We start from the raw sequence: 20914 nt of genomic DNA, 5'->3' as shown, positions 1-20914 counted from the left end.
GTGAGACGTCGATGTCGCTGCCACTGTCCCGCCTTCCTTCGCTGGATCTCGTTCGCGGTTTCGTCGCGGTGGGCCGGCGCATGAGCATCACGCTGGCCGCTCAGGATCTCTGCCTGACGCAGTCGGCGATCAGCCGGCAGGTTCACGCGCTGGAAGACACCCTCGGTGTCAAGCTGTTCGCACGCGGCCACCGCTCGATCCAGTTCACGCCCGAGGGCGAAAGGCTGTTCCGGATCGCGGACGTGTCCGTCCAGCAGTTGCAGGACGTCTTCGCGGCGCTGGACACCCGGCAACTGCGGCGGCCGGTCACCATCACCTTGAGCACCGGCGTGGCGTCACTGTGGCTGCTGCCGCGGCTGAGTCGATTCCAGGCCCTGCATCCGAGCATCGACGTGCGGGTCGCGGCCAACAACAAGGTGCTGGACCTGAAGGCCGAGGGCATCGATCTGGCGATCCGCTACGGCCCCCAGTCCAGTGTTCCGCCGGACTCGCCGCGGCTGTTCGGTGAACGCCTGATTCCGGTCTGTCATCCTTCGCTGCGTGCGGCACGGCTCGATTCGACCGAGTCCATCCGTCGCAGCGTCCTGCTCGAGTTCGACGAGCCCCGACGGCCCTGGCTGCAATGGGGCGACCTGCTCAACGCGCTGGGCCTGGGCGGCGTCAAGCCGAAGGCGATCCTGCGGTTCAACCAGTACGACCAGGTCATCCAGGCCGCCGTGGCGGGGCAAGGCATTGCGCTGGGCCGCGTAGCGCTGGTCGAGCCATTGCTGAAGGACGGCCGGCTGATCGCCCTTCCGACCGCCAGGCGCGCGGCGCGGGCCGAGGTGGCCTACTGGCTGGTGGCGCCGCCGCAGGAGTCGCGCCCGGATGTGCTCGCCGTGATGGCCTGGATCCGGGCCGAGGCGGAAGCATCCATTCGTGCGATGTCCGAGGTGGGCGACGGCTGATGTCGCTATCGGCACCAGGTGGCCAGGAACCCAACGTGGGGGCAAGACGATGACAGACCGCAGCGTGAACGAGCACGACCCTCTCGAGGACTTCCAGCCGCGCAGCATCACGCTGTGCGAGGCGTCCAAGCGAGTCCACATCGCCGGCTCGGGCCCGGCGGTGATCGTGATGACCGAGATGCCCGGCATCAGCCCGCACGTGGCGCGGTTCGCGCGCTGGGTCCGCGATGCGGGCTTCACGGTCTACATGCCCTCGCTGTTCGGCAGCGACGGTGCGCTGCCGAGCGCCGAAGAAGGCCTGGAGGTGGTGCAGCGTGCCTGCGTCAGCGCGGAGTTCCGCGCCTTCGCGAACAGGAAGGGCCCCAACCAGTCCAGCCCGGTCACGCGCTGGCTGCGTGCCCTCGCGGCGCTGGCGCATGGCGAGTGCGGCGGGCCGGGGGTCGGCGCCATCGGGATGTGCTTCACCGGCAACTTCGCCCTCACGATGATGCTGGAGCCGGCGATGCTGGCGCCGGTGCTCTCGCAACCCTCGCTGCCGTTCGATGACCCTGCGGGGCTCGAGATCTCGCCGGAAGAACTGAGCGCGGTTCGCCGGCGGCTCGACGATGAAGACCTGAGCGTTCTCGCCTACCGTTTCGAGGGCGACCGCTACTGTCGTGCCGAACGCTTCGCCGCCTACGCGCAGGCGCTGGGCCCGCGCTTCGTGGCGCGCGTGCTGCCGGACGAGGCGGCCAACACCACCAGCCTGCCGCCCTTCTTCGACCAGGTCGTGAACAGCCCGCACAGCGTGGTGACGACGCATCTGATCGACGAGGCCGGCCAGCCCACGCTGGCGGCGAGAGACGAGATCCTGGCCTTCTTCGCTTCGCGGCTGGGCGTGGCTGACTGAGTCCCGGTGCCGACCGCCGCGGCCAGCGCTCGACGGTCAACCGACCGGAGTGAGATCGCAGGAGCGCTGCGCTGCGCTCACGCGTCGTTTCAACTTCGATGCCGGGCGACCCGCGCACGAACCTCAGGCCCCTGCGCGCTTCTTGCATAGGCTGCAGGTGATGCCTTCACAGTACTTGCCAGAACCGATAGACCCACTGAACTTGCTGTAGCTTGTTTTCTGCCTTTACTGGCTTTGGCTTATAAGATGCGCCATGGCCGATGCCTTCCCTGTTTGCTTCCCGAATCAACTCCGCCAGCATCTGCGGGCGCTGCGAAAGAGGCATGGCCTGACCCAGGCCCAACTCGGCGCACTCATCGGCGTCAGCCAGGCCCGAATCGCGGAGATCGAAGCGAATCCGGGCCTGGTCAACTTCGAGCAGCTGATGAAGCTGCTGTCCGTGCTGGGTGTCTCACTGACCCTGCAGGAGGGAACGGCGGCACCTGCCGCCACCAGCGTCACTGCAGCCCGGACCTCGAAGCCGAGAGCCACGAAGCCACAGCCCAAGGCAGTGAGCAGGCAGCCTGAGGTTCCGCCCGCCTCGAGGCGGAGCTTCGTGGCCCGCCCCAAGAAGGGATCGTGGTGACCCGGTCGCTCCGGGCCTGGATGAACGGCGAGTTGGTCGGCACCTGGCTCGTTGATCGAAACTCGCACGCCTTCCGCTACGAGGCTTCCTGGCTGGAGTCACCCCGCCGGCGATCGCTGTCGCTCTCGCTGCCCATCAGCGGATCACTGCAGATGCAGGGCCAGGAGGTCCGGAACTACTTCGACAACCTCCTGCCGGACAACGACAGGATTCGCTCGCGACTGCGCAGACGCTTCGGCCTCCGATCAGGCGAGATCTTTGACCTGCTGGAGGCGATCGGCCGGGACTGCGTCGGGGCCGTGCAGCTCCTGCCCGAGGGCGTCACCCCGGAGGGTTGGGATCGCGTCGCCTGTACCCCCCTGACCGAGCAGCAGATCGTCGACTTGCTGCAGGCCGTTCCGTCGGACACCGACCCCGGCTCGATCCACGGCGACGATCTGTCCCGGATCTCCATCGCGGGCGCACAGGAGAAGACCGCACTCACCCGATGGAAAGGCAAGTGGTGCCGGCCGCATGGCGCCACGCCCACCACGCACATCATCAAGCTGCCGCTGGGCCTCATCGGCGGTTCGAAGCGGGTCGATGCGTCGGACTCGGTCCAGAACGAATGGCTGTGCGCGCAGATCATCGGGGAGCTCGGGCTCCCGGTCGCTTCGACGTCGATGGAGACCTTCGGCGACCAGACCGTGCTGGTCGTCGAGCGGTTCGACCGCGAGTGGATGGGCAAGGGGAAGTGGATCGCACGACTGCCCCAGGAAGACTTCTGCCAGGCGCTTGGCGTCGGGCCGGACCAGAAATACGAGCAGGGCGGCGGCCCCGGCATGGGGAAGTGCCTGCAGATTCTGCAAGGCAGCGCCGACCGCGAGGACACGACGTTCTTCCTGCTCACGCAGCTTGCGTTCGTGCTGATGGCGGCCACCGACGGCCACGCCAAGAACTTCTCGATCCATCTCGATCGTGGCGACGCCTATCGCATGACACCGCTGTACGACGTCCTGTCGATGTGGCCCTACTACGGCGATGGAACCAATCCGTTCAGGCCGCGCAAGGCGGGCCTGGCGATGGCCGTGCGCTCGAAGAACGCGCATCACCTGTTCCACACGATCCAGGCACGCCACTGGCAGCAAATGGCGGCCAGACACGGCGGCGACGCTGTGTGGGCTGCGATAGTCGAGATGGTGACGAGTGTCGACGGCGCACTCGCGCGGGTGGAGCGAAAGCTGCCCAAGGACTTCCCGGCTCACACCTGGGAGAGCATCTCGACCGGCATGCGGAGCGAGGCCAAGCGCTTCCTGAGGGAGTGTGGGCTGCTGTAAGCGCGTCTAGGCTCGTCAGCGCGCGGGGGCGCAGTCGAGCGGCCGGCCGCGCGGGGCATCACCAAATGTCCAAGGGGCTAGCTCGCGAGAGCTAACCCCTTGAATTGTCTGGTGGCCAAGGGCGGAATCGAACCACCGACACGCGGATTTTCAATCCGCTGCTCTACCAACTGAGCTACTTGGCCGTGAGCCGCAAATTATAGCCGAGGCCGGCCAGGCTGCCGGCCTAGAGCGCTCCGCCCCGCTTGTTGCGCGACAGGTCCACACCGAGTTGCTTGAGCTTTCGGTACAGGTGCGTGCGTTCCAGGCCGGTCTTCTCGGCCACGCGCGTCATGCTGCCGTTCTCCTGGGCGAGGTGGAACTCGAAGTAGCTCTTCTCGAAGGCGTCGCGTGCCTCGCGCAGTGGGCGGTCGAGATCGAAGCTCTGCTCGGCCTGCGGGCCGAGCATCAGGGGCACGGTTGGCAGCATCGCGCCGCCGGTCATCGCCGCCTCGACCGTCAGCGAATGGTCCGGCAGGTGGTGATTGTGGTGCGGGTTCGCCGCCGCCGGCCCCGGCCGGCTCGCGCTCGCGGCGGGCTTGGCCAGGCCCTGCTCCACGGCACGCAGCAGCTTCTGCAGAGTCACCGGCTTCTCGAGGAAGGCCATCGCGCCGTACTTGGTCGCTTCGACGGCAGTGTCGATCGTGCCGTGGCCGCTCATCATGATCACCGGCATCGTCAGCAGCCCGGTGGCGCCCCACTCCTTGAGCAAGGTGATCCCGTCGACGTCGGGCATCCAGATGTCCAGCAGCACGAGGTCCGGGCGCAAGCGCTCGCGCACCGAACGCGCCTCGGCGGCGTTCTCGGCCGCCTCGACGGTATGCCCCTCGTCGGTCAGGATCTCCGACAGCAGCGCGCGGATGCCGAGTTCGTCGTCAACTACAAGAATGATCGCCATGGATGGTCAGTGCGTCCGGCTCTCGGTGGCCACCGAGACGGCCGTGGTGCCGTCGGCCGGAGCGAACTTGGAAAATGATAGCGAAACTTGGGCACCTGTCGCGGCGGGGCTGCCCGAGGGGGCTGCAGTGTCGCCGCTCGTGGCGTCGCGCGCCACCCCCAGGTTCGCGATGCGCACGCGCGCAGCGTGCTCGTCGGCGATCTTCTTGACAACGGCCAGGCCGAGGCCGGTGCCCTTGCTCTTCGTCGTCACGTAGGGCTCGAAGGCACGCTTGAGCACCTTGTCCGGGAAACCATGGCCGTTGTCGATCACCTGCAGGCGCACGGCGCGCACGTCGCCCTGCTCGGTGCGTGCGGCCTCGGTGCGAACCAGCACGCGGCCATCGGGCTTGTCGGCCACGGCATCGAGTGCGTTCTGCACCAGGTTGTGAATGACCTGGCGCAGCTGCGTGGTGTCGCCGACGATCAGTGGCAGCCCAGCGCCGAACTCGGCGTGCAATCGCCCCGACTCCTGCGCGCTCACGTACAGGCCGAGCACCTCGGCCAGCAGTGCGTTCAGGTCCAGGGGCTTGAGCTGCGCGGCGGGCAGGCGCGCATAGTCGCGGAATTCGTTGACCAGCGTCTTCATCGCCTGCACCTGGCTGACGATGGTGGCCACGGACTTTGCCAGCATGGTCTGGTCGGCGCCCTCGAGCTTGGCTTCGAGCTTGTGCTGCAGACGCTCGGCAGACAGCTGGATCGGCGTCAGCGGGTTCTTGATCTCGTGCGCGAGCCGCCGCGCCACCTCGCTCCAGGCCTCGCTGCGCTGTGCCGAGACGACTTCGGTGATGTCGTCGAAGACCATCAGCCGCGCGCCCTGCGGCATCGCCGCGCCGCGCACCAGCAGCGTCAGCGTGTCGCGGTCGCGGCCCTGCGAGTCCTGCGTCTGCAGCTCGAAGCTGTCCTGCCAGTGGTCACGCTCGCCGGCCTCGGGGCTGGTGGCGTGCAGCTCGAAGCGCTGCCACACGCCCTTGGCGAAGGTCTCGAGGCCGGGTACCTCCTCGAGCCGGCGGCCACGGTAGGCCGACAGCGGCAGCTTGACGATGCGCGTCGCGCCGGGGTTGACAGTGTCGATGCGCCCCTCGCGGTCGAACACGATCACGCCGGCGGTCAGGTTGTCGAGGATGGTCTGCAGGTTGGCGCGTGCGCCCTCGACCTGGCGCACGCTGCGCTGCACCAGCGAGCGGGCCTCGGAGAGCTGCTCGGTCATGTCGGCGAAGGATCGTGTCAGGCCGCCGAGTTCGTCGCGCGAGGCGAACACCGGCTTGGCGCTGAGGTCGCCATGCGCGACCTGGTCGACACCCTCGGCGAGCAGCAGCAGCGGCCGCGCCAGCTGATTGCCGAGCAGCGCGGCGAGCAGCACGGCGCCGAACACCGCCAGCACCAGCGCCAAGGTCAGCGTGCCGATGTACATGCGGCGCAGGCCGTCGCGCGCCAGCGCACGTTGCTGGTACTCGCGGTAGGCGGACTGCACCGACAGCGCATTGAGTGTCAGCGAGGCGGGCAGCAGCTGGCGCACCATCAGGTAACGCTCCTGCTCGGTGAGCGCGAAGTTCGCGCTGGGCACCAGCGCGAGCACGCGGATGCGCGCGTTGGACGCGCTGCCGGCGTCCTCGTCCAGCCCCTCGAGATGGCCGACCACCCGCTGCAGCCGCGCCTGCCGCAGCATCGCGGCGGTCGGCCGCTCGGGCAGCAGCCCGGCAGTGCCGCTGCTGGCCGAGAACAGCGTCTGGCCCGACGCATTGACGATCGCCACCTCCTGCGCAACGAGCTGCTCGCGCAGGCGTTCGAGTGCGAGCGTGCCGGCGCTGCCGCCGCGGCCCTCGAGCAGCGCGGCCGAAGAGCCGCCCTCGCCCATCTTCTCGGCGGCCTGGCGCGTGCGGTTGGCCAGTTCGTTGACCAGCGCGTCGAGCGTGCCGCGGCCGAGGTTCAGGCCGGCGTCGAGCGCACTCTCCACCTTCACGTCGAACCAGCTCTCGATGCTGCGCGAGACGAACTGGTAGCTCACCGTGTAGATCAGCACGCCCGGCACCACGCCGACCAGCGCGAAGATCGCCGCCAGCTTGAGCAGCAGCCGGCTGCCGAACTTGCGCCGCCGCACGCGGATCACCAGCCGCACCGAGGCGATGCCGATGACCAGCAGCAGCAGCGCCGCCACCGTCACGTTGACCCAGAACAGCCAGACGTAGTGGCGTTCGTACAGCGCCGGGCTGTTGGTGGCCACCGAGAGCAGGAAGGCCAGCACCAGGCCCGCGCCGGTGACGGCCACCAGCGCGACGATCCAGGCCCAGCGGGTCGCCTTCTTCATCGCGCTCAATGTGTCAGGCCGCGCACAGGGTCCGGCGCCGGGCCGCCCCAAGCCGGACGCTCCCCCTCGGGGGGGCGACGCGAAGCGTCTTGGGGGCTCATGTCAGTCGAAACGTTGCACGCGCTCGACCGAGAGCGCCCAGTCCGACTGCGTGGCGATGCCGATCTGCATCGGCCGCGGCAGCAGGGACGTGTCGAGCCGGAAGCTGAACTCGACGTAATGGCGCGCGCCGTCCTCGATCTGCGCGGTCTCGGCGACCTTCCAGTTCACGCCGCGGCGGATCGCGGCAAAGGCCTCGGTCCGCGTCGCGTAACTCTGGCTGATGCCGGCAAACGTGACGCGGTAGTTGGCAGTCAGCGGCTGGTAGACGATGCGCCACACACGCGCCGTGCTGGCGATGCGCTTGTCGCGCCAGTACCAGCGGTCGCGAAACACTTCCGTCTCGGCGACGAAGTACAGCGGCACCGATTTGGCCAGCGCCTCTTCCGCTCCACGCGGCAACTCGAAGTTGACGGCGTAGTTGATGATCAGGCCGTCGTCGCTGCGCTGCACGGTGAAGCCGGCCAGCTCGGCATTGCCCGTCTGTGCCCAGGCCAGCGGCGCCAGCAGGGCCAGCCACGACATCACCAGCCACACCACCACGCACCCGAGCCCGCGCGGCGCGCGGGTCCCTGGACTGCCGGTCGAGCGTGCCGCGCTGCGCATGGGGTGGATGGACGTCAGGTCTTTGTGAGCAGGCTGTAGAAAAACCCGTCCGCCGATGCACCGGCAGGGGGCGACGAACGATCGTCTTCATTGTCGGGCAGCGGGAGCAGGTGGCCCGGCGCGACGGGCTCGGGAGCGATGGCGGCGTCGCCATGGCGTTGCAAAAAAGCGTCGATCTGCTCCTGCCCCTCGGCCTTGAAGACAGAACAGGTGCAGTACAGCAAGCGCCCGCCGGGCCGCAGCGTCGGCCACAGGGCGTCGAGCAGCCTCGCCTGGGTCCTGCACAGCGCGGCGATGTCGGTCGCGCGGCGCAGCCAGCGGACGTCGGGGTGGCGCCGCACGATGCCCGAGGCGCTGCACGGCGCGTCGAGCAGGATGGCGTCGAAGGGCCGGCCGTCCCACCAGGCCGCCGGATCGCCGGCATCAGCCGCCGCGCTGCGCGCCTTCAGGCCGAGGCGCTGCAGGGTGTCGTGCACACGCGCCAGGCGTTGTGCATCGCTGTCCAGTGCCAGCACGTCGAGTTCGGCCAGCTCCAGCAGGTGAGCCGTCTTGCCGCCGGGCGCAGCGCAGGCGTCGAGTACCCGTGCGCCGGTCGGCAGGCCGGCGCCGAGCAGCAGCGGTGCGGCGCGCTGTGCTGCGGCGTCCTGCACCGAGACGTCGCCGGCGGCGAAGCCGGGCAGTTGCTGCACAGGCACCGGCTGCGCGAGCACGATGGCGTCGGTACCCGGCAGCGCCGAGCCGGCCAGGCCTGCCTCGGCCAGGCGGCCCAGGTAGGCCTGCGCACTGCCGTGGCGCCGGTTCACCCGCAGCGTCATCGGCGCACGTTGCTGGTCGGCGGCCAGCACGGCCTGCCACTGGTCGGGCCAGTCGCCCTTCAAGCGCTCGACCCACCAGCGCGGGTGGTTGAAGCGTGCCACCGCATCGTCCTGCAGGCCGGCCAGCAGCGTCTCGCGCTCGCGCAGGAAGCGGCGCAGCACCGCGTTGACGAAGCCGCCACGCTGCTTCGCCGCCACCACCGCCTGATCGACCAGCGTGTGCTCCGCGTACGGCGTGCCGGAGCCGGGCCAGAGCAGCGCCAGCGAGGTGAGCAGCAGCGCATCGACGGCCGGCGGCGGCGCCTTCGGCACCAGCTTTGCGCGCACCGCCTGCGCCCCGCCCAGCCAGCGCAGCGCATGAAAACTCAGCGCCTGCGCGCCGGGGCGGGCCGGCGCGGGGCAGCGCTCCAGCGCATCGGTCAGGCTCTGGCCGGCGCGCACCGCCTGCACGGCGGTGGCGGCATGGGTCAGCAACTGGGCAAGCGGGAGCGAGGCCGGGGCATTCACCGCGCGCAGTCTACGGGCAGGGAGCGCCCCGGCTGCGCCGAGGGCCGGCCTGCGCTACCCTGCGGGCCCCGACGACGTATCCTGCCACCCATGTCCGCCGAACAAGCCACCCCGATCTTCCGCACCGAGGAGGAGCTCTCGCGACTTGCCGCCTCGGAGCGCATCCGCTACCGGCTGGTCGGCGCCGAGTGCCGCTACCACGCCAACGACAACATCTCGGAGTTCATCCGCGATGGCGAGCTCGACGAGATCAAGGCCGAGGTGCAGGCGAAGATGCAGGAAGTGCTGCGCGCGCTGGTGATCGACACCGACAGCGACCACAACACGCAGGAGACCGCCAAGCGGGTGGCGAAGATGTTCGTCGACGAGGTCTTCGTCGGCCGCTACACGCCGATGCCCTCGGTCACCGAGTTCCCGAACTTCTCGCGCCTGAACGAGCTGATGATCGTCGGGCCGATCAAGGTGCGCAGCGCCTGTTCGCACCACCTCTGCCCGATCCTCGGCAAGGTCTGGATCGGCGTGCTGCCCAACGAGTTCTCGAACCTGATCGGACTGTCGAAGTACGCGCGCATCTGCGACTGGATCATGAGCCGGCCGCAGATCCAGGAAGAGGCCGTGACCATGCTCGCCAACGAACTCCAGAACCGCGTCAAGCCCGACGGGCTGGCCATCGTGATGGAGGCCGACCACTTCTGCATGCACTGGCGCGGCGTCAAGGACGACGAGTCGATGATGACCAACTCGGTGATGCGCGGCGCCTTCCTGAAGGATCCCAACCTGCGGCGCGAATTCCTCTCGCTGCTGTCGAAGAAGAACGGGAACTGATCATGCTCGTCCGCCTGATGTACGCCAGCCGCGCCACCGACTCCGTCGACCAGGAGGCGCTGCTGGGCATCCTGCGCCAGTCGAAGGCAGGCAACAGCCAGCTCGGCATCACCGGTGTGCTGTGCTTCTCGCAGGGCATCTTCCTGCAGGTGCTCGAGGGCGGGCGCATGCAGGTCAACGCGCTGTACAACCGCATCGCCGCCGACAAGCGCCACCACGACGTGGTGCTGCTCAGCTACGAGGAGATCGGCGAACGCCGCTTCGCCGGCTGGTCGATGGGCCAGGTCAACCTCGCCCGGCTGAACCCGGCGCTGTTGCTGAAGTACTCGGAGACGGCAGTGCTCGACCCCTACGCGGTGTCGGGCCAGGTGTCGATGGCGCTGTTCGACGAGCTGGTGGCCACGGCCTCGATCGTCGGCCAGGGTTGAGGGCGGGCCATCGGCACGGCCGACGGCCTCAGGCCCGCGCCGCGCCGGTTGTCAGCAGCCGGGTCACGGCGCCGACGATGTCGTCCGCCGAGCCGTCGAGCTCCAGCCACTTGCGGCGCGCAGTCTGTCCGCGCACCAGCGTCACATGGCGCCGCGCCAGGCCGAGCTCGGCGGCCAGCCAGGCCACCAGCGTGTCGTTGGCCTTGCCGTCCACCGGCGGCGAAGCCAGCCGCACGCGCAGCGCGCCGTCGTGCAGCCCGTCGACACCGGTGCGCTTCGCGTTCGGCACCACGCTGACGGCCAGCCACAGGCGTTCGCCGTGGAGGGTCAGGCAGCTCGGCAGCTCGTCGGCCACTCCCTCAGGCCGCCTTCTTCGCCGCCGCCTTCTTGGCCGGCGCCTTGGCCGCGCGCGGTTCGAACTCGAAGATCACCTTGCCTTCCTTCTTGTCGAAGGCCAGGCGTGCCTTGAACTTGCGGCGTGTCTTGTTGGAGACGAAGTTCTCCAGCAGGTCGGTCTTGCCGGTGGCGAGAAGCTTCGTCATCTGCTCGCGCGCCACCGGCTGCTGCAGGATGATCTTGCCGCTCTTGAAGTCGCAGGTGATGGGCGCGCCCACCGCGTGCTGGCAGACGTAGCTGGTGCCGTGCTCGTACACATGGCCCTGGCACTTCGGGCAGGCGCCCAGTGACTCCTGCGCGGAGAAGTCCACCGGCTCGCCGTCGCCCTCACCCTTGGCGTCGTCGCCGAAGTCGAACTCGAGCTTCCAGTTCTTGATCTCGTCGTCGAAGGCCAGCTTCAGCTCGGCGGTGAACGGCCAGCCGGCCTTGGAGCGGAAGCCTTCCAGCGGGCCGATCTTCTTGTTGGCGATGAACTGCGTCACCTCGTCGAGCTCGAAGCTGCGCCCGCCCGGGATCTTGCTGATCGAGAAGCCGCAGCCCTCTTCGGCGCCCGCGGCACCGGAGGGGCCGCTTCCCAGCCCTTTGCCGGCGCACGCGAAGCGGCGGTAATTCTCCTTGATCACGCCGCCGCAGTTCGGGCAGGGCACGGCCAGCGTCGCGTAGTCGCCGGGGATGGTGTCGCGGTCGTACTCCTTGGCCTTGCGCACGATGCGCTCGGCCATCGCCGCGATCTCGGCCATGAAGGCATCGCGCTGCAGCCGGCCCTTCTCCATCTCGGCGAGCTGGTACTCCCAGTTGCCGGTCAGCTCGGGCTTGGTCAGGTCTTCGACGCCCAGGCCGCGCAGCAGCGTCATCAGCTGGAAGGCCTTGGCCGAAGGCACCAGCTCGCGGCCCTCGCGGTGCATGTACTTCTCGAGGATCAGGCCTTCGATGATGGCCGCGCGCGTGGCCGGCGTGCCCAGGCCCTTCTCGGCCATCGCCTCGCGCAACTCGTCGTCGTCGATCAGCTTGCCCGCACCTTCCATCGCCGACAGCAACGTCGCCTCGGTGTAGCGCGCCGGCGGCTTGGTCTTGTTCGGGTTGACCGACACGCTCTCGGTGCGCACCACCTCGCCGGGCGCCACGGCCACCAGGTTGGCATCGTCCTCCTGCACCTCCTTGCCGTACACCGCCAGCCAGCCGGGCTTGACCATCACCTTGCCGTTGGTCTGGAACCTGTGCTCCTGCGCTGCCGCCTTGACGGTGGAGATGCGCGTCGTGACCATGAACTCGGCCGGCGGGAAGAACACCGCCAGGAAGCGCTTGACCACCATGTCGTAGAGCTTGGCCTCGATCTCGCTCAGGCTCTTGGGCGGCTGCAGCGTCGGGATGATGGCGAAGTGGTCCGACACCTTGGCGTTGTCGAAGATGCGCTTGTTCGGCTTGACGTAGCCTTCCTTGATCGCCGTCTTCGCATACTGGGCGAGCGCGCGCAGCGGGCCGGGCATGTCTTCGGTGGAGATCATCTGCATGGTCTGCTTGACCACGTCCACGTAGTCCTCCGGCAGCGCCTTGCTGTCCGTCCGCGGATAGGTCAGCACCTTGTGCTTCTCGTAGAGCGCCTGCGCGATGCTGAGCGTGGTCTTGGCCGAGAAGCCCAGCCGCGAGTTGGCCTCGCGCTGCAGCGTGGTCAGGTCGTACAGGCCCGGCGCGCTCTGCGTGCTCGGCTTGGATTCCTCGGTCACGCTGGCCGGTCCGCCGCGGCAGGCCTGCGCAATGGCCTGCGCGTCGGCCTCGGTCCACAGGCGGTCAGCGCGCGCTTCCGGGTCGTCGGGGTTCTTCTTCCACTTCGGGTCGAACCACTTGCCCTCGTACTCGCCGGCCTGCGCGGCGAAGGTCGCCTTGATCTCCCAGTAGTCGCGCGAGACGTGCTTGCGGATCTTCTCCTCGCGCTCGACGACGATCGATAGCGTGGGCGTCTGCACGCGGCCGACGGTGGTCAGGAAGAAGCCGCCGTCGCGCGAGTTGAACGCCGTCATCGCGCGCGTGCCGTTGATGCCCACCAGCCAGTCGGCTTCGCTGCGGCTGCGCGCCGCCTCGGCCAGGCCGCGCAACTCCTCGTCGCTGCGCAGCTTCTCGAAGCCTTCGCGGATCGCCGCCGGCGTCATGCTCTGCAGCCACAGGCGCTTGACCGGGTGCTTGCTCTTGCTGTGCTGCTGGATGAGCCGGAAGATCAGCTCGCCCTCGCGCCCCGCGTCGCAGGCGTTGATCAGTTCGGAGACGTCCTTGCGCTTGACCAGCTTGACGATGGCGCTCAACCGGCCCTTGCTCTTGTCGATCGGGTTGAGGTCGAAGTGCGGCGGGATCACCGGCAGGTGCGCGAAGCTCCACTTGCCACGCTTGACGTCGAACTCCTCCGGCGCCTTGATCTCCAGCAGGTGGCCGACGGCCGAGGTGACGAGGTACTTGTCGCTCTCGAAATACTCGTCGTGCTTCTCGAACTTGCCCGCGGTCGGCGTCAACGCGCGGACGATGTCCTGCGCGACGGAGGGCTTCTCGGCAATGATGAGTGACTTGGTCATGGTGTCTCGTGCAAGGCTGTCGCGATGGGCTTGCGCCGCATCTCCATACAATCCGGGCTTCGCGCGCACGCACGCACACGCGCGCGCCCCTGATTTCAATGTACCCAAAGACGATGAAGGCGCAAGCAACCAACGGCAAGTCCCATCCCGCCGCAGCCGGCACCGGCGGCGGCCGACGCATCCAGGTGCGCCGCTCCGGCGTGCATGGCAAGGGCGTGTTCGCGCTGCTGCCGCTGAAGAAGGGCGAAGTGGTGATCGAGTACAAGGGCGAGGTGATCGACTGGCCCGAAGCGCTGCGCCGCCACCCGCACGACCCCCGCGACCCGGACCATACCTTCTACTTCCACATCGACGAGAACAACGTCATCGACGCCAAGCACGGCGGCAACGCGGCGCGCTGGATCAACCACGCCTGCCAGCCCAACTGCGAGGCCGACGAGGTCGACGGCCGCATCTTCATCAAGGCGCTGCGCACGATCAAGCCCGGCGAGGAGCTGTTCTACGACTACGGGCTGATCATCGACGAGAAGTACACGCCCAAGCTGAAGAAGCAGTTCGCCTGCCATTGCGGCGCGAAGAAGTGCCGCGGCACCATGCTCTCGCCCAAGCGCTGAGCCACGCATGACGATGGCCGAGCCGCCGATCCAGTGGGGAGCAGAGGCGCTGTGGCAGCAGCTGCGCACGCTGCTGCCCGGGCTGAGCGTCGAGGTGCTGGAGCGCTGCGTGTCGACCAACTCGGCGCTGCTCGAACGCGCACGTGTCGAGGTGCGGCCCGACCCCGAAAACGCCGACGTGCTGGTGCAGCGCAGCGTCGAGAGCGCCGCCTTCGGGCGCCGCGCCGCCGACATCCAGCCCTGCCTGCTCGTCGCCGAGAACCAGACCGGCGGGCGCGGCCGGCTGGGGCGCAGCTGGCAGTCGGCGCCGGGCGCGTCGCTGACCTTCTCGCTGTCGACGCCGATCGCGCGGGCCGACTGGTCGGGGCTGTCGCTGGTCGTCGGCCTGGCGCTGGCGCAGGCGCTGGACCCGCATCCGGGCGCAACGCCGCCGCGCATCGGCCTGAAGTGGCCGAACGACCTGTGGCTGATGGATGGCCCGGCGCGTGGCCGCAAGCTCGGTGGCGTGCTGATCGAGACGGTGGCCGCCGGCCGCACCCGGCTGGCGGTCATCGGCGTCGGCCTGAACGTGATGCCGATGCCCGACGTCGAGGCGAATACCGGTTTCGCCTGCCTGAACGAACTCGACCCTGCCATGACCGCGCCGGCCGCGCTGCACCGCCTGGCGCTGCCGCTCGTGCAGGCGCTGCGCCGCTTCGAGAACGAGGGCTTCGCCGGCTTCGCGGCCGACTACGCGGCGCGTGACCTGCTCGCCGGCCAGCCGGTGCGCACCACGCAACAGGGCCTGGGCGAAGGCATCGCGCGCGGTGTCGATGCCAGCGGTGCACTGCAGGTGCAGACCGCCGCCGGCATGGTCGCCGTGACCAGCGGCGAGGTCAGCGTGCGGCTGCAACCCGACGCCGTGGGCGGCGCCTGATCATGCTGCGGGTCCTCGTGCTGCTGCTGATCGCGGCCAACCTGCTCTTCTACGCCTGGACGAACGGCTGGCTCGACAGCGCCACCGGCTTGCGCCCGCACCCCGAGCGCGAGCCCGAGCGGCTGTCGCGCCAGGTCCATCCCGAGCGCATCACGGTGCTGCCGCCCGGCGCGGCGAGTGCCGCGGCGCTGGTGCAGCCTGCGGCCAGCACCGCACCCGCCAGCGCGCCGCTGCGCGGTGCCTGCCTCGAGGCCGGCCCGTTCGCCACTGGCGCCTCGGTGTCGGCCATCGCCGCGCTGCAGGCCGTGCAGCCGCCACTGCCGGCCGGCAGCTGGGCCGAGGTGAAGATCGAACGCCCGGGCAGCTGGATGCTCTACATGGGGCGCTTCCCCAACCGCGAGGTGCTCGCGAAGAAGGAGGATGAGATCAAGCGCACGCGCGTGGCCTACCAGGAGGTGACCACGCCCACCGAGTACACGATGGGCTTCTCGCTCGGGCGCTTCGACGACCGGGCCAGCGCCGAGCGCGGCCTCGAACAGATCGGCCAACGCGGCGTGCGCAGCGCGCGCATCGTCGAGCTGGCCGCGCCGGCCACCCTGCACGTGCTGCGCGCCGACAACGCCGATGCGGCACTGGCCGCGCAGCTCACCGCGCTCAGGTCGCCGGCGCTGGGCCGCGGCTTCGTGCCCTGCGGCGGCTGAGCGCGGCGACGGCCAGCGCCAGCGTGGCGAGCCAGCCCAGGCCGAGCGCGCCGCCGCCTTCGTCGGCTTCGGCCGGCGGCACGCTGGCATTCGGCGGCTGGTCGGCAACACCGAGCGCCAGCGCGGCGTCCACGTCGGCGTTGTCGATGATCTCGGCTCGGCGTGCCGGCGGCACGTAGGCAGACGGAGCGGCCGCATAGGCCAGCGCGGCCGTGGCGTCGAGGATGCCGGCGCCGCAGCTGGCCGTGTCGCAGATGCAGCGGCCTGGCGACTGTGCCGAGCAGCCCGGCAGCTTGGGCGAGACCACGTGCGGCCGCGCGCTGCGGCGCAGTCCGTCGATCACCTGATCGACGCTCAGCGCCGGGTTGAGGCCGAGCATCAGGCCGGCCACACCGGCCACCACCGGGGCGGCGAAGCTGGTGCCGGCGTCACGCGCGTAGCCGCCGCTGCCCGGGCCGCGCAGCCCGCTGTTGGACACCGTCAACAACCCGTCGTCGCCGAGTTCGAAACCCCAGCCTCCGACCACGCGCGGGTCGCCGCCGACGGTGGCGACGGTCAGCGGCTCGCCGAAGTTCGAGTAGCTCGCCTTGAAGCCGTCGCGGTTCAGCGCCGCGACGCCGATCACGCCGCGGCAATTGGCCGGCCGCGACACGCTGCCATGCTGGTTGCCGGCCGCCGCGACGACGACCACGCCGGCTTCGGCGAGTTCGTCGATCGCATCCTGGTAGGCGGCGTTGCAGGCCGACTGGCTGCCGAAGCTGATGTTGAGAACCCGCGCCGGGTTCGGGTTGGCCGGCAGCACGCGGCCGGCGCCGTCGACCACCGCCAGGCCGGCCGCCCAGCGCATCCCGTCGATGATGTCCGCCACCTCGGCGCCGCACTTGCCGGCCACACGCACCGGGAGCACGCGGCCGCGCCAGTTGATTGCCGCGACGCCGCGGCCGTTGTCGGTGCCCGCAGCGAGGATGCCGGCGATGATTGTTCCGTGCCAGGAGCTGTCCTGCACCTCGCAGTCGCCGAACAGCGCTGGCTGGGCCACGCGGTCAGCCTCGCTGACCCAGTCGCCGGGATCGCCCGGGTCGGCATCCCAGCCGTCGCCGTCGTTGGCGTACTCGATGGTCGAGACGAAGTCGCGCCCCGGCAGCACCGCGCCGACGAGGTCCTCGTGCGCGGTGGTGCCGGTGTCGAGCACGGCCACCACCGGGCTGGTGCTGCCCACCGTCGTCTGCCAGGCACTCTGGATGCCGGGAACGCCACGGCGGCGGTCCTCGATGTCGTTGGCATTGCTGCCGGCAGCCGGGAACAGCCACCACTGGCCGCTGCCCATCACCGAGGCGGCGAACAGCGGGTCCTGCGGCGTGGCCAGGCGCTTCTCGCGTTCGTTGGGCACGGCCCACTCGACCTCCGGCCGCTGCGCCAGCCGGCGGCCGAACTCCTCGACCTCGTCGGCGCCGAGGCGTCGCCCGAAGTCGACCAGGTGCGTGCGCCGGCCGAGCGCGCGGCTGCCGGCCGTGGAAGCGCGGGCATCCGCCAGCACACGCTTGAGGCGCGCTGGCGGCGCCTCGGCCGCCGGCGCCCCGTCGCGCAGTTTGACGATGAAGCCGTGCGCCGCTCCGGCGCCGGCCGCCCAGCCGGGCCCATTCGCGCACAGCCCGAGGAGGAGGAAGCCAGCGATCTGCCGCGCCAGCCGTGCCCCGCCGCGCACGCTCAGTGGCCCCGCGCAGGGCGGGGTCGGCGCGCGAGCGCTACGGCCGCAGCCAGCAAGGCAGCCAACCAGCCCAGGCCCAATGCACCACCACCACTGCCGCCTCCACCGCCACCGCTCGCAGGATCGACGCTGACCTCGACGGTCTGCGCATCGCTGGCGCCGGTGTTGTCGGTGACGGTCAGGCTGACGACGAAGATGCCGCTGCCGCTGGGCGTCGCCGACGCCGTGGCGCCGGTGGTGGACGACAGCGCCGTGACAATGCCGCCACCATCGACCAGCGTCCAGCGATAGCTGGCGACGGACCTGCCGCTAATGAGCACCGTCTGCGACGAAGTCAGTGTCAGCGCGCTACCGGCCACCGGCTGTGACGGTGTTGCGCCAATGCGCACCAGTGGCCCCTTGGCAGCCGTCACCGCCGAGGCGGTGTCGAGCATGCCGGCGCCGCAGGTACTGGTCGTGCAATTGCAGTCGAGTTGTTCAGCACCATTGGGCGCAACGCATGCGTCGAGCCCTGCGAGCGCGGGGAAGTCGCGCGCAGAGGCCATCAGCAGCCGGCGCACCTCCGCTGGCGGCAGCGTGGAGTTCACCGAGAACATCAGCGCGGCAGTCCCCGCGACCAGCGGCGCCGAGAAGCTCGTTCCGACAGTGACATTGAAGGCGTCGGTGTAGATCGAGCCTCCGCCGGTATGCAGCACGGGGTCGAAGTCGCCGCGGTTCGAGGTCGTCAGGATCGGGTAAAGGCAGGGTTGCGACGCCAGTTCGTTGACGCAATTGCCCGCTGGCGCGCTGATGGTCAGTTCGGGACCGATGTCGGAGTAGCCGACCTTGTTGCCCTCGTGGCGCAGGCCGCCGACGCCAATCACACCGTCGCAACTGGCCGGCTCGGAGACGGCATGGCCGTTGCCGTTGCCGGCCGAGGCGACGATCACAACGCCGAGCGCGTTGATCTCTGACACGACGTCGCGGTAAGCCCGAGTGCAGGTGGTGCCACCACCCAGGCTGAGGTTCAACACCTTGGCAGGGTTTGGATTGGCAATATTGTTCACCGTGAGGCCGGCGGCCCAGCGCATGCCAGCGAGGATGTCCGAGTCCCAGCCGCCGCACTTGGCCAGCACGCGCACTGGCAGCACGCGCACTTTGCGGCCCACACCCGCCATGCCGGTGCCGTTGTTGGTCGCGGCGCCGATGATCCCGCTGACCTGGGTGCCGTGCCATGAGCTGAACTCGGCGGGGCAGCCTTCAAACAGGCCACCAACATCGTTCGCTTCGGCATCGGTGACACCGTCGCCCTGGTCGCTCGGATCGTCGTCGTAGCCGTCGCCGTCCTTTGCGGTCAGGAAGGACCCAGGTATCGGGTTGGCATTCAGGTCACGATCGACATCGACGAAGTCGTAGCCAGGGAGTAGCTTGCCCGCCAGGTCCGGGTGATCGAAACGCACGCCAGTGTCGAGCACGGCCACGACCACGCTGGAGCGGCCGGTGGTGATGTCCCATGCCGCCTCGGCGTTGATCGCCGAGCGCACGCTGCCGCTCGGCGCGCGCAGGTACCACTGGCCGGCGACCGGCCCGCCGCTGGTCGCCCCCGGCGCACCTGCCGTGTCATACAGCGGATCATTCGGCGCCGCCGCACGCTTCTTGCGCCGGTCCGGCACCGCGTACTCGACGTCCTTCTCGCCGGCCAGCCGCGCGGCCAGCGCCTCCGAGGTCATGCCGGTGGCAAACACCACCTGAGAGCGCTCGCTGATGCCCTGCCCGGCACGCAGCGGCAGGCCGACGCGCGCCCCCAGCGCCTGCGCCTGCGCGGCCTGGCGTTCACCGGCGGCGAGGATCTGCTTGCGCAGCAGCGTCGAGTCGGACTTGTACTTGACGATCACGCGGGCCGTCGACGCACCGCCGGTGGTGCTCTTGACCGCCTGGGCCTGCGCGCCCAGCGGCGCGATCAGCGACAGGGCCAGCGTGGCGATCAGCTTCATGGCAGGGTTGCTCAACGGATTCTCCAGATCGTTGTTCTCGACGTCCTTAACGCGAAAGTGTAGGTGGCCCGCTTACAGCGCCCCAGTGCGGATCTGACGGGCCGGGGTAAAGGATTGTTGCCGCCGCGTCGCAAGACGTGAGCAGCGGAAACGGCGAGGGCCCCCGCGGGGGCCCTCGTCATGCGTCGAAACCGCAACGCCTCAGCGTGCGATGACGCGCACCATCTCCAGCACCTTGTTCGAGTAGCCCCACTCGTTGTCGTACCAGGCGACGACCTTCACGAAGGTCTTGTCCAGCGCGATGCCGGCATCGGCGTCGAACACCGAGGTCATCGCCTCGCCGCGGAAGTCGGTCGAGACGACCTTGTCTTCCGTGTAGCCGAGCACACCCTTCATGGCGCCTTCGCTGGCTGCCTTCATGGCCTTGCAGATGTCCTCGTAGCTGGCTTCCTTGACCAGCTCGACGGTCAGGTCGACCACCGACACGTCGGAGGTCGGCACGCGGAAGGACATGCCGGTCAGCTTCTTGTTCAGCTCGGGGATCACCACGCCGACCGCCTTGGCCGCGCCGGTGCTGCTCGGGATGATGTTCTCGAGGATGCCGCGGCCGCCGCGCCAGTCCTTGTTGCTCGGGCCGTCGACGGTCTTCTGCGTCGCGGTGGTGGCGTGCACCGTCGTCATCAGGCCACGCTTGATGCCGAAGGTGTCGTTCAGCACCTTGGCCACGGGCGCCAGGCAGTTGGTCGTGCAGGAGGCGTTGGAGACGATCGTCTCGCCCTTGTAGCTCTTGTCGTTGACTCCGTAGACGAACATCGGCGTGTCGTCCTTGCTCGGCGCGCTCTGGATCACCTTCTTCGCGCCGGCGTCGATGTGCTTCTGGCAGGTCTCCTTGGTCAGGAACAGGCCGGTCGACTCGACGACGATGTCGGCGCCCACCTCGCCCCACTTCAGCTCCGACGGATCCTTCACCGCGGTCAGGCGGATCTTCTTGCCGTTGACGATCAGCGTGTTGCCGTCGACCGCCACGTCGCCCTTGAAGCGGCCGTGCACGCTGTCGTACTTCAGCATGTAGGCCAGGTAGTCGGGTTCGAGCAGGTCGTTGATGGCGACGACCTCGACATCCTTGAAGTTCTGGATGGCGGCGCGGAACACCATGCGCCCGATGCGGCCAAAGCCGTTGATGCCGATCTTGATGGTCATGAAATTAGTCCTCCAGGTTGATCGAGAAGCTCAGCGCTGGCCGGCCAGCACCGCGCGGACGGTGTCGGCGACGTTGTCCGCGGTGAAGCCGAAATGCTTGAACAGCACGCCCGCCGGTGCCGACTCGCCGTAGGTGTCGATGCCGACCACCGCAGCGCAGCCGTACTTCCACCAGCCGTCGGTGACGCCGGCCTCGACGGCGATGCGCGGCATGCCATCCGGCAGCACCGCGCGCTTGTAGGCGACCGCCTGGCGGTCGAACACCGAGGTCGAGGGCATCGACACCACACGCACGGCAATGCCGTCGGCGGCGAGCTGCTGCTGCGCATGCAGCGCGAGCTGGACTTCCGAGCCCGTGGCGATGAGCACCGCCCGGGCTTTCTTCCTCAGCCCGACCTCGGCTGGCTCGGCCAGCACGTAGGCGCCTTTGGCGATGTGATCGAGCGAGCCCGCATTCGAGTCTTTGGGCAGGTAAGGGAGATTCTGTCGCGACAGCAGCAGCGCC

At 69.1% G+C, this 20914-nt stretch carries 19 protein-coding genes and 1 tRNA gene; 9 read left to right on the top strand and 11 right to left on the bottom strand.

What is annotated here, in order from left to right; translation table 11 throughout:
* Positions 1–11: 11 nt before the first annotated feature.
* The 4 genes from AAG801_RS21340 (at position 12) to AAG801_RS21325 (ending at position 3777) form a co-directional block, all read left to right on the top strand.
* Positions 12–947 (top strand): LysR substrate-binding domain-containing protein, encoded by a 936-nt coding sequence (locus AAG801_RS21340; RefSeq protein WP_341890165.1) that lies wholly within the window; start codon positions 12–14, stop codon positions 945–947.
* A gap of 49 nt (positions 948–996) precedes the next feature.
* A complete protein-coding gene (locus tag AAG801_RS21335; RefSeq protein WP_341890164.1) occupies positions 997–1836 on the top strand; it encodes a dienelactone hydrolase family protein in 840 nt (279 codons plus the stop codon).
* A 253-nt stretch (positions 1837–2089) separates the two neighbouring features.
* Positions 2090–2461: a helix-turn-helix domain-containing protein gene (locus AAG801_RS21330; protein WP_341890163.1), complete on the top strand. Its 372-nt coding sequence runs from the start codon at positions 2090–2092 to the stop codon at positions 2459–2461.
* Positions 2458–3777 carry a type II toxin-antitoxin system HipA family toxin gene (locus AAG801_RS21325; RefSeq protein WP_341890162.1) on the top strand — a complete coding sequence of 440 codons (1320 nt, stop codon included), beginning with the start codon at positions 2458–2460 and terminating at the stop codon, positions 3775–3777. Before AAG801_RS21330 ends, AAG801_RS21325 begins: the two co-directional genes overlap by 4 nt.
* A gap of 109 nt (positions 3778–3886) precedes the next feature.
* On the opposite strand, the gene AAG801_RS21320 is transcribed toward AAG801_RS21325, so the two are convergent.
* The 5 genes from AAG801_RS21320 to rsmB all read right to left on the bottom strand — a co-directional run bounded on the left by AAG801_RS21320 (position 3887) and on the right by rsmB (position 9087).
* A tRNA-Phe gene (locus AAG801_RS21320) sits at positions 3887–3962 on the bottom strand.
* 41 nt (positions 3963–4003) lie between these two features.
* Entirely contained in the window at positions 4004–4714 is a 711-nt protein-coding gene (locus AAG801_RS21315; protein WP_341890161.1) for a response regulator, read from the bottom strand.
* Between the two features lie 6 nt (positions 4715–4720).
* On the bottom strand, positions 4721–7060 hold the full coding sequence (locus AAG801_RS21310) for an ATP-binding protein (protein ID WP_341890160.1): 2340 nt from the start codon (positions 7058–7060) through the stop codon (positions 4721–4723).
* Positions 7061–7162: 102 nt separating this feature from the next.
* Entirely contained in the window at positions 7163–7765 is a 603-nt protein-coding gene (locus AAG801_RS21305; RefSeq protein ID WP_341890159.1) for a DUF4390 domain-containing protein, read from the bottom strand.
* 14 nt (positions 7766–7779) lie between these two features.
* Positions 7780–9087, bottom strand: a complete 1308-nt coding sequence (gene rsmB / locus AAG801_RS21300) for a 16S rRNA (cytosine(967)-C(5))-methyltransferase RsmB (RefSeq protein ID WP_341890158.1) — start codon at positions 9085–9087, stop codon at positions 7780–7782.
* Positions 9088–9177: 90 nt separating this feature from the next.
* Between rsmB and folE the strand changes: the two genes are divergently transcribed.
* Positions 9178–9912 carry a GTP cyclohydrolase I gene (folE, locus tag AAG801_RS21295; protein WP_341890157.1) on the top strand — a complete coding sequence of 245 codons (735 nt, stop codon included), beginning with the start codon at positions 9178–9180 and terminating at the stop codon, positions 9910–9912.
* Between the two features lie 2 nt (positions 9913–9914).
* Positions 9915–10340 (top strand): BLUF domain-containing protein, encoded by a 426-nt coding sequence (locus AAG801_RS21290; RefSeq protein ID WP_341890156.1) that lies wholly within the window; start codon positions 9915–9917, stop codon positions 10338–10340.
* Positions 10341–10368: 28 nt separating this feature from the next.
* Here AAG801_RS21290 and AAG801_RS21285 read toward each other — a convergent pair whose 3' ends face one another.
* Positions 10369–10695 carry a DUF167 domain-containing protein gene (locus tag AAG801_RS21285; RefSeq protein ID WP_341890155.1) on the bottom strand — a complete coding sequence of 109 codons (327 nt, stop codon included), beginning with the start codon at positions 10693–10695 and terminating at the stop codon, positions 10369–10371.
* A gap of 4 nt (positions 10696–10699) precedes the next feature.
* Positions 10700–13297 (bottom strand): DNA topoisomerase III, encoded by a 2598-nt coding sequence (locus AAG801_RS21280; RefSeq protein ID WP_341890154.1) that lies wholly within the window; start codon positions 13295–13297, stop codon positions 10700–10702.
* 113 nt (positions 13298–13410) lie between these two features.
* Between AAG801_RS21280 and AAG801_RS21275 the strand changes: the two genes are divergently transcribed.
* Genes AAG801_RS21275 through AAG801_RS21265 form a run of 3 tightly spaced genes read left to right on the top strand, consistent with a single transcriptional unit; the run spans position 13411 to position 15528 of the window.
* Positions 13411–13911 carry an SET domain-containing protein-lysine N-methyltransferase gene (locus tag AAG801_RS21275; protein ID WP_341890153.1) on the top strand — a complete coding sequence of 167 codons (501 nt, stop codon included), beginning with the start codon at positions 13411–13413 and terminating at the stop codon, positions 13909–13911.
* Between the two features lie 7 nt (positions 13912–13918).
* Entirely contained in the window at positions 13919–14827 is a 909-nt protein-coding gene (locus AAG801_RS21270; RefSeq protein ID WP_341890152.1) for a biotin--[acetyl-CoA-carboxylase] ligase, read from the top strand.
* Between the two features lie 2 nt (positions 14828–14829).
* Positions 14830–15528 (top strand): hypothetical protein, encoded by a 699-nt coding sequence (locus tag AAG801_RS21265; protein ID WP_341890151.1) that lies wholly within the window; start codon positions 14830–14832, stop codon positions 15526–15528.
* Here AAG801_RS21265 and AAG801_RS21260 read toward each other — a convergent pair.
* From AAG801_RS21260 to AAG801_RS21245, 4 genes are all read right to left on the bottom strand, one after another.
* On the bottom strand, positions 15482–17233 hold the full coding sequence (locus tag AAG801_RS21260; RefSeq protein WP_341890150.1) for a S8 family serine peptidase: 1752 nt from the start codon (positions 17231–17233) through the stop codon (positions 15482–15484). The genes AAG801_RS21265 and AAG801_RS21260 overlap by 47 nt on opposite strands.
* Positions 17234–17235: 2 nt before the next feature.
* Positions 17236–19224 carry a S8 family serine peptidase gene (locus AAG801_RS21255; RefSeq protein WP_341890149.1) on the bottom strand — a complete coding sequence of 663 codons (1989 nt, stop codon included), beginning with the start codon at positions 19222–19224 and terminating at the stop codon, positions 17236–17238.
* 186 nt (positions 19225–19410) lie between these two features.
* Positions 19411–20409 (bottom strand): type I glyceraldehyde-3-phosphate dehydrogenase, encoded by a 999-nt coding sequence (gene gap, locus AAG801_RS21250; RefSeq protein WP_341890148.1) that lies wholly within the window; start codon positions 20407–20409, stop codon positions 19411–19413.
* Between the two features lie 30 nt (positions 20410–20439).
* On the bottom strand, positions 20440–20914 hold a 475-nt coding region (locus tag AAG801_RS21245), incomplete at its 5' end, for a transketolase C-terminal domain-containing protein (RefSeq protein WP_341890147.1).

The sequence above is a fragment of the Variovorax sp. YR752 genome, assembly GCF_943372545.1.
Note: the sequence above shows the minus strand (reverse complement) of the source record. Positions and strands in the feature narration are given on the sequence as shown.